This window comes from Asticcacaulis benevestitus DSM 16100 = ATCC BAA-896 (assembly GCF_000376105.1).
Taxonomy (GTDB): domain Bacteria; phylum Pseudomonadota; class Alphaproteobacteria; order Caulobacterales; family Caulobacteraceae; genus Asticcacaulis; species Asticcacaulis benevestitus.
In genome coordinates this window covers 44,213-57,033 of sequence record NZ_AQWM01000024.1, presented here as the reverse complement: position 1 = coordinate 57,033, position 12,821 = coordinate 44,213, and the positions used below count along the sequence as shown (strand labels likewise).

The window sequence follows — 12,821 nt, the reverse complement described above, 5'->3', positions numbered from 1 at the left end:
ACCCGCAAGCCCTCGACATGTTCCTCGATGTCAACGGAAGCCGCATGCAGACCGGTAATACGCGCACCATGATCTTCCCGGTCGCCGAAGCGCTTAGCTATATCAGCCGCTTCGTAACCCTCCNGCCCGGCGACATGGTCATCACCGGCACACCGCCGGGCGTCGGTGAAGGCAAGAAGCCCGATCCGATCTATCTCAACGCCGGCGACGTGATGCACCTCGGCGTCTCGAAGCTCGGCGAACAAAAACAAACCGTTGTCCCCTTCACGCTTGAAGGCCTGGAGATACTTTCGTGATCTTTGAGAACCGCTATAAGGGCCGCACGGCCATCATAACCGGCGCCGCGTCCGGCCTCGGCAAGGCGGCGGCTGCCCGCATCGTCGCCGAGGGCGGCACGGTCGTGTTATGGGATTTGAACGCCGAGGCTTTGGATGCCGCAAAAGCCGAAACCGGCGCAGCCGCCGTGGTGGCGCTTGATGTCTCGAATCGTGAGGCCGTGGCGGCCGCTGCTAAGCTCAGCCGCGATATCCTCGGCAAGATCGATATCCTGATCAATTCGGCCGGCATCACCGGTGCCACCGTGCCGGTGTGGGAATTCCCAGTCGAGTCGTGGCTGAAGGTCATGGACATCAATCTGAACGGCACCTTCTATACCTGCCGCGAGGTCATCCCCTATTTGCTCGAAAACGGCTATGGCCGCATCGTCAATGTGGCGAGCGTGGCCGGTAAGGAGGGCAATCCCAACGCCTCGGCCTACTCGGCCTCCAAGGCCGGCGTGATCGGCCTGACCAAAAGCCTTGGCAAGGAGTTGGCCACAAGGGGCGTGATCGCCAATGCCCTGACCCCTGCCACGTTCGAGAGCCCGATCCTGGCGCAATTACCGCCGTCACAGGTCGAGTATATGCGCTCGAAGATCCCGATGGGGCGCTTGGGCATTGTCGATGAATCGGCCGCAACGGTCTGCTTCATGGCCTCGGAAGAATGCTCCTTCACAACGGCTTCGGTCTTCGATACGTCCGGGGGCCGGACCACGTACTAAACTACATACGTATAAAAGCGGTGCGGGGAACAAACCTCGCGCCATAAGAACAGGCGGATATCATGGCGATTGGGCGTTTTGTCGACGCGCACGTGCATCTTTGGCAATTGGCCAAAAGTGATAGAACGGGGCTACGGTATCCGTGGCTGACCCCGCCATTCACCGATGACGGGCCCAATGGCAGTGTTGAAGCGATTGCCAGCGACTACACGCTGAACGACTATTTTGCCGATGCCGCCGGGTATCCGGTCGAAAAGATCGTCCACATAGATGCCGGCGCGCACCCAGATGACGCACTGAACGAAACGAAATGGTTGCAATCCCTCGCCGATGCCGGCCGAAAACCGAACGCCATCGTCGCCTTCGCGGCCCTCAACCGTCTCGATATCGAGCCGCTTCTGGCCGCTCACGCTGAGCATGGCAATGTCCGCGGCATCCGTCATATCCTCAACTGGCACGCCGATCCCACGCGCACCTACACGCCACGCAATCTGCTCGACGATGACGCATTTGACTACGGTTACGGCCTCCTCTCCAAATATAGGCTATCCTTTGATCTGCAGATTTATCCCGGTCAGATGAAACAGGCGGCCGCGCTGGCCGCCAAACACCCGGACGTACCTGTTATTCTCAACCATATGGGCATGCCAGTTCCTGACCAGCATGGGGGTTTTGATCTGACCGAATGGCGAAGCGGACTGGCAGTTCTGGCTGCCCTGCCCCACGCCGCCGTCAAAATCTCCGGCATGGGATTTGTTGATCGCCGGTGGACGACGCAGACGGTGCGGCCCCTGATCCTTCAAACGATAGAGACGTTTGGCCCTGAGCGCTGCGCCTTCGCCAGTGATTTCCCGACCGACAAGTTGTTCAATACCTATCGCCGGGCGCTTGATGCCTATGACGAGATTACCAAGGATTTCAGTGCTGATGAACGGGATAGCCTCTTTGCCGGCACGGCCGAACGCCTTTACAGACTATAACAAAAACACAGGAAACGCGCATGAACCCCAACCCTTTACTCGGCGTCCTCTTCCACTGGCTGGGCGGGCTGTCGTCCGCCAGCTTTTATGTGCCCTATAAACGCATCAGGCTATGGTCGTGGGAAATTTTCTGGCTGACCGGCGGGGTATTCTCGTGGATTCTGGCGCCATGGATCGGCGCCTTTATAGGCAGCAAGGACCTGATCAATGTCCTGACGTCGGTTCCCTCGCACACCCTGCTGATCTGCTATTTATGCGGCGCCGGATGGGGGCTCGGTGGCCTGACCTTTGGTCTGACCATGCGCTATCTCGGCCTGTCGCTCGGCATGGCGGTCGCGCTGGGTCTGACGACCGTGATTGGCACGGTGGGCCCGCCAATCTTCCAGGGCACCTTCGGAGAACTGATCGCCAAGCCCGGTAGCGCCTACACCTTTATCGGTATTGCTGTCGTGGTTCTGGGCATTGTCATCGTCGCCCTGGCGGGAAACGCCAAGGAAAAGCAACTGGCCAATGTGGCGGGTGATGCCAGTGCGCCGGATCGGGGAGAATTCGACCTCAAGAAAGGCTTCCTGATCGCGGTCTTCTCCGGCGTCATGTCGTCCTTCTTCGCCTTCGGCTTAGCTGCAGGCGATCCCATCCGTGAAGCGACGGCCGCGGCAGGCACTGGCCCCCTTTGGGTTGGCCTGCCTGTCCTGTGCGTCGTCTTGGCAGGGGGCTTCACCACTAATTTCCTGTGGTGCCTGTACCTGATCCTTAAGAACAAATCGGCCGGCGAGTGGGGCGGCACGCTATCCAAGGTTCACGCCGGTCAGGGCAAAGCGCCCCTGATGGCCAACTACCTGCTGGCGGCGCTGGGCGGCACCTTGTGGTACTTCCAGTTCTTCTTCTACACCATGGGAGAAAGCCAGATGGGCAAGTTCGGCTTTTCGTCCTGGACGCTGCACATGGCCTCGATCATTCTGTTCTCGACCCTGTGGGGTTTTGCTCTGAAGGAATGGAAGGGCACCGCCAACAAGACGCGTTTCATGGTCTGGCTCGGCATCGGTACCCTGATTATCTCGACCGTGATCATCGGCATCGGCAATATGGTGGCACAATAGAACACGCCACGCTCGGCCCAGGATCTTAGACAGCATCGACACCCTCTTGTTGATGCTGTCTAAGATCCGAGCGCAGGCTTCCTGACGGCAGTAACGATCGGATACACCCCACCCCCTGTAATCACCGAAAGGCAGAACAGTCGCAACCACGCCGTTGGGGCAATCGATCCGTTTAGGCCTGCTGACATCCTGACCGTGACGTCTGCCCTCCTAAGTCTCGTCGCTGCGCCCGAGGCTTGGCGCCACCGACGCGCGCACAACCAGATGATAGGGCAGTTTCTGCCCTCGTTTTTGTGGTCTCGCCAGATCGCCGCCGAACTGGTCGAGCAACAGATACGTGGCGGTCTCAGCCATATCAGCGATGGGCTGATGGACGGTGGTCAGTGGCGGCCAGACGCTTTCGCACCCCGGAGAATTGTCGAAACCAACAATACTGATGTCTTTCGGCACAGTCAGGCCGTTCTTGTACGCCGCAGCGATGGCGCCGAAAGCGAGAAAATCCGCAGACGCGAAGATGGCGGTGGGCCGCGTATCTAGCAAAATCAGTCGCTCAACCTCTTCCATGCGCGTGCTGAGATAGGATAGCCGATGACCGCTCCATTCTGGCCGGATGGTAAACCCCGCCTCGTTCATAGCGCGAACATAGCCGCTGCGGCGCTGATCGGATGAGGCGAGCCCGAGGATATTATCCAGAAAGGCAATCTCACTGTGGCCCCTGTCGATCAAGTAGCAGGTCATTTCGTATCCGGCCGCCTCATCATCCATGTAGACATAGGACGAGCGTTCATAGTCGCTCACGGGCGCGATGCGGACATAGGGTAATTTGAGCTGTTCGAGCAAGGCCATCAGACCGACATCCTCGGTCACAGGTGGTGTCAGCACAATGCCATCAAAGCGTGCCGCAAGGAGGCGCTTGCGGAAGCCCTCAAGCCCCCCCTCCTCATAGTTGCGTGTCTCTTCGACCGTCAGATGATATCCGCGCTGCCGACATGCGCGCATAGCGCCGATCTGCAATTCGTGTGGATAGTAATGGTTGTTGGTCTGGTGCATCAAAAGGCCGATCAGATAGCTGCGCGAACTCGCCATGGCGCGCGCCGCCGCATTCGGCACGAAGCCCAGCGATTCTATAAGTGCCTCGATTTCCGCGCGCTTTTTAGCGCCGACACCGGACTCCTTGTTAATGACCCGCGAAATCGTCTTCATCGATACCTGGGCGCGTTTCGCCAGTTCCATGATGGTCAGATGGGTCATAATCGCCTTCGCAGTTCATGCGTGGACTCAAAAATAAGACAGGGCTGTCGTGGGTTAAGCCGTCGACACAAAATGATATCGCTACCATGCAGGCATACTTATAACCAATTATTTATTATAGAGAAATAGCTTTTATAAGTCATTTTAACGCGAAATGTTTCGAGGTAAAATCCCAGATGTCGGGACGCATAGTGCCATATTTATCACAACACATCATCCCATTTAGTGATTTTAATATTCATTTTGTGAAATTTGTTGACGCCTCCTGCAAGACTTCGTTATCTTTGGTCACGATAAAAAATACGACAGGAATGTCGCCAAACGGCGACGCGCAGGAAAACACTTTCGTCTCTCACATCACGACAACACGCATCGCCTGCGCGCCCTAAAAGCGTCTTGGCGAGGCCGTGCTAAATCAGGAACCGGCCCGGATGAACCGGCCGAGCAAAAAGGGAAACAACCATGGTCCGCATCTCTACGACAGCGCTGTCCCAAACGCTCGCACTTCTCATGACCGGCGCCAGTCTTTTGGCACTTGCCGGCCCCGCCTACGCTCAGGATTCAACCACAGCCGCAAATGACACCACTGAAGTCATCGTCACCGCCAGCAAGCGCAAGGAGCGTGTTCAGGCCGTTCCGCAGACCGTCAACGTTGTAACGTCAGAAGCGCTCAAGGAGGCCCATATCGAAAGCTTCCAGGAAGTGGCTGTTCTCAGCGCCGGTCTTTCGCTGACCCGCACCAGCGGTGACGAACAATCTGTTTCGCTGCGTGGGATCAAGATGCCTGGCCTGGGGGGGATCGGCGGCACCACCAATACGGTCGACGTTTATTTCAACGAAGTGCCTGTGGCCACGCAGGACGCCTTCAACTCCATCTACGACATTGGTCAGATCGAAGTGTTGCGCGGGCCGCAAGGCACCCTGCGCGGTCGCACCTCACCGTCGGGCGCTATTACGGTGAACACGCTGCGCCCCAACTTCTCAGGTTCCGATGGCTTCGTACAAGGCAGCCTGTCCGATTCGAACGGTAAAAACCTGCAAGCCGCCTACGGCGGACCGATCACCAACACTCTGGCTTTCCGCTTGGCCGGCCTTTACGATAGCAATGACGATAATGGCGTGAAAGATATAGCCAACGGCGACAAGTCGCACCACGAGACGCGTTCCTTGCGCGGGACGCTGATGTGGCGCCCGACCGACGATCTGGAAGTCTCGTTGGTAACGCAAGGCCTGCGTGACGATCGCGCCTTCTATCGCTCGGTGTCCGGCACAGGTACGGCGATCTCAAAAAATGCAGGCGAAACCTATAGGCTTGATGATCTGACCGCGCTTAATTCAGGCAAGAACTATTCCGATTCGACCGCGGTCACGACCGTCCTGCAAGCGCGGTACGATCTGGGCGACTACCAGATCAACTATGTCGGGGGCTACACCGACTCGACCTTCGCCCAAAACATTGACCTCGATTTTGCCAATACCGGCATCATGCTGCCCTCGAACATTGTCCAGTCGATCAAGCAGAAGACCGCCACCAACGAATTCCGTTTCGAAAGCAAGGCCAATCCCGTCTATAACTTTACCTACGGCGTCTTCTCGAGCCACAATGAGTTCGCTCAGGTCACCTCGGTCGTGCCCTTTACCTCTAATGCGCTCAACGCCAAGACCATCAAGGACTATGGCATCTTCACCAACCAACGCTTCAACCTGACGCAAAAGGACAAGGTCCAGTTCGGTCTGCGCTATTCGCACTTTGAGGTCGAACGCGCCGTCGGTTCGATTACCTATCAGGCGACCACCGGCAATGCCAGCTACCAGCATGAGTTTAGCCGCGACCTTATGCTCTACGCCTCCTACGGCACCTCGTTCCGCCCCGGCTCCGGCGGCGCCAATACCGGCAACAACCCGATCCCAACCAGCTTCTACAACTTCGGTTCCGAGCATTCAGATTCGCTCGAACTGGGTATCAAGAGCCAGTGGTTCGCCCGCCGCCTGACTACCAACCTGGCGATCTTCAAGCAGAACTACGACGGATATATCGGCTCGTCCTTTATCATCGCCTGTACGGGCGTGCCCTCGACCACCGGCACAGCCTACGCGACGGCTGACGGCACTGCGACCGGCTCCTCATGTAACGATACTATGTTCTCTAACGGCAATGCGGTCAGCTCGGGTATTGAGTTTGAAGGCCGCTTCCTGGTCACGCCAGATTGGTCCGTCGGCCTCAATGCCACCTATACCGACGCTCACTACGATAGCGCCACTGTGCCATGTAATGACTACAACGGCGACGGCACCCCCGACGTCACAGGCGTGCCCAAGGTCCAGCTGGGGCACTACGTCTCCACCTGCATCTCCAATGCCTCGTTGGGCCAATTGCCCAAGGTCAGCATTACCGCCAGCACTGATTATGGCTTCAAGCTGTGGGGCCTGGACGCCTATATTCGCGCTAACGCCGCCTATCATGACGAGGCCTACTTCCCTCAAACCGCCTGGACCCAGCCGTCCTATACCGTGGTCAACGGCTTTGTCGGGCTGAAGGGACCGGACGGCAAGTGGGAGGCCAGCCTGTACGCCAAGAACCTGCTGGATAACGTCGTACAGGATACCGATGGCGGTCCGTGGTACACCCTTGGTCAGAATACCGGCTACCGCATCGGCACGGTCACCAAGGGCCGCGAGGTGGGCATCACGCTACGTCGCGATTTCTGAGCCACCTCGTCTAAGCCCTCTTCAGGATATACCCCGAGGACCTAGTCTTCTCCCTGGGTGTTTCCTCTGAGGCTGATCGCCGGCAACAACCACCGGGTGGCCCCTCACCCCAAGCGTTGCCTACCCTGGCCCTCCGGCGCTGGCGATCAGCCTCTCTTTTTTATGAAATTTCCTTTTTGTCCTTTCAGGTGCACCCTGCGCCAAACATAAAATCTACAGCGGAGCCCACTCATGTCGTTTCGGCCCTCACGTCGCGGTATTCTCGTCGGCACCGGCCTTGCTGGTCTTGTTGCCTCAAGCCCCACCCTTGCCGCGTCCACAGGCAAGGGTTTACGCGTTCTGGGCCTGCTGTGCGAAAACGTCGAGAGCCCCCTGGGCGTGCAACTGGCAAATGTCCGCCTCTCTTGGCGGCTGGAATCGCCAACTCGCGGCACGATGCAGACCGCCTATCAGGTGCAGGTGGCCTCATCCCTCGACAGTCTGAAAGCCGGTGATTTCGACCTGTGGGACAGCGGCAAAATCGACAGCGATCAGTCTTTCGACGTGACCTACAAGGGAAAGGCCCTGAAAAGTCGCCAACGCGCCTGCTGGCAGGTCAAGGTATGGGACAATCACGGCCAGAGCGCGCTCAGCCCCGCCGCCTTCTGGGAAATGGGCCTTCTGTCGCCTGCCGACTGGACCGGCCAGTGGCTGGCAGCCGAGGATGCTGAAATGCGGGGCGACCGCGAAGCCGGTCTTCACTGGTTTGGCGTCAAGCGCCCCGCCAAGGACCAGACCCGCCAAGTCCGGCTCAGCTTCACCCTCGACGCCGATGCCGAGGTGACCGTGATGACCCTTGCGAATGTCGGCTACAAGCCGTTTATCGATGGTCAGGCCATCACATTGCCACCCTATTCGTCGGTTGCCTTCGGCAAGCAGGGCACGGTCGAGAGCCGTGTTACCCTGAAAGCCGGCAAGCATGTGCTGGCCGTGGCGCTCGACGATCTTACCGGCTGGGGTGTCACCCCCGAAAGCCTCATAAAGTCTGCCCTAATGGTACGCGCCGAACTGAAAGACGGCCGCGTGGTGCGCGTCAACGATGAGACCGCCCTCACCTCGACCGACAAGCCGGACACCTGGACCTCACCGGCCTTTGATGACAGCGGATGGTCGCCCATCACGCTGATCCCTGGCAAGACCATGCCCCTTCCCGGCAAGGGCGCCTTTCTATTGCGCCGGGATTTCAGTGCGAAAGCGCCTGTGACGCAAGCGCGCCTCTACGTGACCGCGCTTGGCGCCTACGAGACGCATATCAACGGCCAGCGCGTCGGCGACGGCCTTCTGGCGCCGGAGAGCACGGATTTTAGTCAGCGCATCCTCTATCGCGTCCACGACGTCACGGCCCTCGTCAAAACGGGTCAGAACGCCATCGCCGCCATGGTCGGAGATGGCTTCTACGGCAGCTATCTGGCCCCCGCAGGACGCTATGCTTTCGGGGATGCCCCCTTGCGTTACTTAGCCCAGCTTGAGCTGACCTATACCGACGGCCGCACCGAGACCGTTACGACTGACGATCAATGGTTGATTTCCGCAGCGCCCGCCACGATGAGCGACATCTATGACGGGGAAGACTATGACGCCCGTCTTGAACAGCCGGGCTGGGCCAGTGCCGGTTTCAAGGGCGATGCCCGCTGGTCACCAGCAACCCTCGCCCCGACCGCCGCAGGCAAGCTGGAGGGCATGATCAGCCCGCCCATTCGCCGCACCCGCACGCTAAAACCCGCCACCACAACGCTGATCAATGGCGCCTATGTCATAGATTTCGGCCAGAATTTCGCCGGCTGGGTCCGACTGAAAACCAAGGGCAAGGCCGGTGATACCGTCACGCTGAAATTCGCCGAGGTGCTCAAGGCCGACGGGACTATCGACCAATCCAACCTGCGTGCCGCCCGCGCCGCTGATATCTATATCCTGAAAGGTGATCCGGCCGGCGAAACCTATGAGCCCCATTTCACCTATCATGGCTTTCGCTATGTCGAGGTATCCGGACTTAGCGCTGCGCCAAAGCCCGACGATATTACCGGAATCGTCATCCATTCAGATCTTCTGGAGACGGGACATCTACGCATGGGCAATCCGATCATCCAGCAATTGTGGCAAAATACACTGTGGAGCCAGCGCTCGAACTTCATAGGTATTCCCACCGACTGCCCGCAGCGCGACGAACGTCTGGGCTGGATGGGGGATGCCAATGTCTTCTGGGACGCCGCCGCCTTCAACATGAATGTGGCGGCCTTCACCGAGCGGTGGCTGGGCGATGTCCGCGATGCGCAAAGCGCTGATGGCGCCTACAGCAATGTCTCGCCCGACACAATTGGTACCGAGTTTGGCACCGGTGCTGCGCCCGGTTGGGCCGATGCCGGTGTCATACTGGCGTGGACGACGTGGAAGCGCTTTGGTGATACGGCGGTGATCGATCAGCACTGGGCGTCGATGACCCGCTATATCGACTTCATCATCGCCAACAGCGACGACTTCATCTGGACAAAGAACCGTGGCGCCGATTTCGGCGATTGGCTGTCGTTCGATTCCAAATATCCCGGTGACGCCACTACGCCAAAGGACCTGATCGCCACAGCCATGTGGAAACACTCGGTCGATGCCATGGTCGATATGGCGAAGGCGACCGGCCGCGACGCCAGCGCCTACACCACCCTTTCGGCCAATATCAAGACGGCCTTTATCAAGGCCTATGTCCAGCCCGATGGCCTCGTCAGCAACGATTCCCAAACCGGCTATATCCTGGCCCTGCATTACGACCTGCTACCAGACGCTCTACGCGCCAGCGCGAGCGCTAAGCTTAAGGCCAATATCGAAAAGCGCGGTCATCTGACCACCGGCTTCCTCGCCACACCGTTTAGCCTCGATGCCCTGGCCGATGCCGGCTATAGCCAGACGGTATATGATCTTTTGTTGCGAACCGACTATCCGTCCTGGGGCTACATGGTGGCGAAGGGCGCAACGACCATCTGGGAACGCTGGAACGGCGATACCGGAGATGTGTCGATGAACTCGTTCAACCACTATTCACTCGGCGCGGTCACCGGCTTTGTTTTCCGCCGTCTGGCCGGTTTCGATCCGATCGACCCGGGCTTTAAAACCTTCAAAGTCAACCCTTTGCTCGATCCGCGCGTCAAGACAGGCGGCGGCGACTATCACGGCGTGACGGGACGTCTGGCCACCGACTGGTCTCAAGGGCCAAAGGGTGCATTTTCTTTGAGCGTCACAGTCGCTACCAATTCCCGGGCCTTGGTCTATCTGCCGACACTCTCGGCGGCGACGGTACGTGAAGGCGGAAAAGCCGTCGCCGGCCATCCAGATATTCGCCTGATCGGCACCGATGGAGACCGCACGGTCGTCGAGATTGGTTCGGGTACCTATCATTTCACCATCACCGCCTAGGTTTAGTGCCCTTTTAGAAGGAATATCCCATGATCTTCAACCGTCACCGCACCCTTATGTCCGCCGCCAGGGTCAGCCTATTGGCACTCGGCATGGCCCTGTCCGCGCAGGCCGCAGAGCCCGCAAAGCCTTGGCTCGACGCCCACCTGTCGCCTGATGTCCGCGCTAGCCTGCTGAATGCCGCCATGACCAATGACGAGCGTCTGAGCTTCCTGCACGGTCCCATGGCGTTGCCCATTTTAGGCGGCAAGATTCCAGACGGCGCCATCGGTTCGGCGGGGTACTACCCGCCCATTCCCCGCCTCGGCATCCCTGCGCTTCAGGAAAGCGACGCATCGCTCGGCGTTACCAATCCGCTGGGCATCAGGCCCGGTGACCACGCCACCGCCCTGCCCTCCGGACTTGCCCTGGCCGCAACCTTCAACCCCGATATCGCCTTTGCCGGCGGCGTCGTGGTCGGCAACGAGGCACGCCACAAGAAAATAAATGTGCAACTTGCCGGCGGGGCCAATCTGGCGCGTGATCCACGCAATGGCCGCAACTTCGAGTATGTCGGCGAAGACCCTTGGCTAGCCGGCATGATGGCGGGAGAACAGATCCGCGGCATCCAGAGCGAAGGCGTGATCTCAACCGTCAAGCACTTCGCGCTAAACGATCAGGAGACCGGCCGTAACTTTGCCAATAGCGTCATCGACGAGGCGGCTTTGCGTGAATCCGATCTCCTGGCTTTCCAGATCGCCATCGAAAAAGGCCAGCCTGGATCGGTTATGTGCGCTTATAGTCTGGTCAATGGCGCATACGCCTGCGGCCATGACTGGCTGCTCAACAAGGTTCTAAAAGGCGACTGGGGCTATAAGGGCTGGGTGATGTCGGACTGGGGCGCAGTGAAATCGACCGATTTCGCCCTGCTGGGGCTCGATCAGCAATCAGGGGAGCAACTCGATAAACAAGTGTGGTTTGGTGAGCCGCTGAAAGCCGCTGTCGCATCCCGCACCGTGCCGCAGGCACGGATAGAGGATATGAACCGGCGCATCCTGCGCTCAATGTTCGCAGCGGGTCTCTTCGACACGCCAGAGCCAGTCGGTGAGATCGACTATGCCGCCCATGCTGAGGTGGCGGCGCGGCAAGCCGCCGAGGGCATGGTTCTTCTCAAAAACACGCCCGGCCTTCTGCCGTTGGCGGGAACGGTTAAAAAGATACTGGTCATTGGCGGTCATGCCGATGCCGGTGTCGCGTCGGGCGGTGGCTCCTCACAGGTTCTGGCCGGCGAAGGCCAGCTCATTGTGCCACTTGGCGGCGAAGGCATGCTGGCCATGTTCCGCAATGCCAATTTCCACCCCTCCTCGCCACTTAAGGCCCTGCGCGAGCGTCTGCCAGAAGCTGAGATACGCTTCTATGACGGTCGCTATGACGCAGAGGCGGCGCGTCTGGCGAAAATGGCCGATGTGGTCATCGTCTTTGGCCTGCAATGGATGGGGGAGAATGAGGATGCGCCAGATCTGTCCTTGCCCAATGGGCAAGACCACCTGATCTCCGCTGTGACTGCGGCCAACCCCAATACGATCGTCGTCCTGGAGACAGGTGGTCCGGTGCTCATGCCATGGCTGGATAAGGCGGGCGCGGTCATCGAAGCCTGGTATCCTGGACAAAAAGGTGGCGAGGTTATCGCCGATATCGTGACGGGCAAGGTCAACCCATCGGGTCGTCTGCCAGTGACCTTCCCCGCGTCGCTCGATCAGTATCCGCGCGTAGCTTTGCCGGGCCTCGATGTGCCTGATGGTCAGATCTTCGATGTCGTTTACGAGGAGGGCGCCGATGTTGGTTATCGCCGCTTTGCCAAAACCGGCGCCAAACCCCTCTTCCCCTTCGGTTTTGGCCTGTCATATACACAGTTCAGCTATACCGATCTGAAAGTCACCGGGGGACAGACCGTGAGTGTCAGCTTTACGGTGACGAATACCGGCAAGCTGAGCGGCAAAGACACCCCACAGGTCTATCTTAGCCACACGCCTGGTGCCAAAATCCAAAGACTGATCGGTTTCAGTAAGGTGGACCTTATGCCGGGTCAGAGCCAGACCGTTACTCTAACAGCTGATCCGCGTTTATTGGCCAGTTTCAACCTGAAAACCAATAGGTGGGATATAGCCGGTGGTAACTACACCGTAACTGTAGCGAGTTCAGCCGGTGACGAAGGTATTGTCGGGGAGACGCGCGCTACCAAGAGGTCACTTAAACCCTAGGTGACAGCTCAGCTATCGAGCTGGGGCGCCGAAAGCGTGTCGCCTCCGTCAGAACCTCCCG

The 12,821-nt window shown here is 58.8% G+C and carries 8 protein-coding genes; 7 read left to right on the top strand and 1 reads right to left on the bottom strand.

Translation table 11 applies throughout. The features are described 5' to 3' along the window. The 4 genes from B060_RS0117765 to rhaT all read left to right on the top strand — a co-directional run. Window positions 1-296: fumarylacetoacetate hydrolase family protein (locus B060_RS0117765; RefSeq protein WP_018083152.1), on the top strand; the 296-nt coding region annotated here is incomplete at its 5' end. After that, window positions 293-1,039 carry an SDR family NAD(P)-dependent oxidoreductase gene (locus B060_RS0117760; RefSeq protein ID WP_018083151.1) on the top strand — a complete coding sequence of 249 codons (747 nt, stop codon included), beginning with the start codon at window positions 293-295 and terminating at the stop codon, window positions 1,037-1,039. The genes B060_RS0117765 and B060_RS0117760, both read left to right, overlap by 4 nt. A 62-nt stretch (window positions 1,040-1,101) precedes the next feature. Further along, window positions 1,102-2,019 carry an amidohydrolase family protein gene (locus tag B060_RS0117755; protein WP_018083150.1) on the top strand — a complete coding sequence of 306 codons (918 nt, stop codon included), beginning with the start codon at window positions 1,102-1,104 and terminating at the stop codon, window positions 2,017-2,019. Window positions 2,020-2,039: 20 nt separating this feature from the next. Then, the gene (rhaT, locus tag B060_RS0117750) at window positions 2,040-3,119 is read left to right on the top strand and encodes an L-rhamnose/proton symporter RhaT (protein WP_018083149.1); all 1,080 of its coding nucleotides are present in this window, start codon (window positions 2,040-2,042) and stop codon (window positions 3,117-3,119) included. A gap of 210 nt (window positions 3,120-3,329) precedes the next feature. Here the strand turns inward: rhaT and B060_RS0117745 are convergent, their stop codons facing one another. Further along, window positions 3,330-4,370 carry a LacI family DNA-binding transcriptional regulator gene (locus tag B060_RS0117745; protein ID WP_018083148.1) on the bottom strand — a complete coding sequence of 347 codons (1,041 nt, stop codon included), beginning with the start codon at window positions 4,368-4,370 and terminating at the stop codon, window positions 3,330-3,332. Between the two features lie 462 nt (window positions 4,371-4,832). On the opposite strand from B060_RS0117745, the gene B060_RS0117740 reads away from it, so the two are divergent. The 3 genes from B060_RS0117740 (at window position 4,833) to B060_RS0117730 (ending at window position 12,760) form a co-directional block, all read left to right on the top strand. Then, window positions 4,833-7,079: a TonB-dependent receptor gene (locus B060_RS0117740; protein WP_018083147.1), complete on the top strand. Its 2,247-nt coding sequence runs from the start codon at window positions 4,833-4,835 to the stop codon at window positions 7,077-7,079. Window positions 7,080-7,310: 231 nt separating this feature from the next. Further along, window positions 7,311-10,520 (top strand): alpha-L-rhamnosidase, encoded by a 3,210-nt coding sequence (locus B060_RS0117735; RefSeq protein ID WP_018083146.1) that lies wholly within the window; start codon window positions 7,311-7,313, stop codon window positions 10,518-10,520. Window positions 10,521-10,549: 29 nt separating this feature from the next. Beyond that, window positions 10,550-12,760, top strand: a complete 2,211-nt coding sequence (locus tag B060_RS0117730) for a beta-glucosidase family protein (protein WP_018083145.1) — start codon at window positions 10,550-10,552, stop codon at window positions 12,758-12,760. Window positions 12,761-12,821 lie beyond the last annotated feature (61 nt).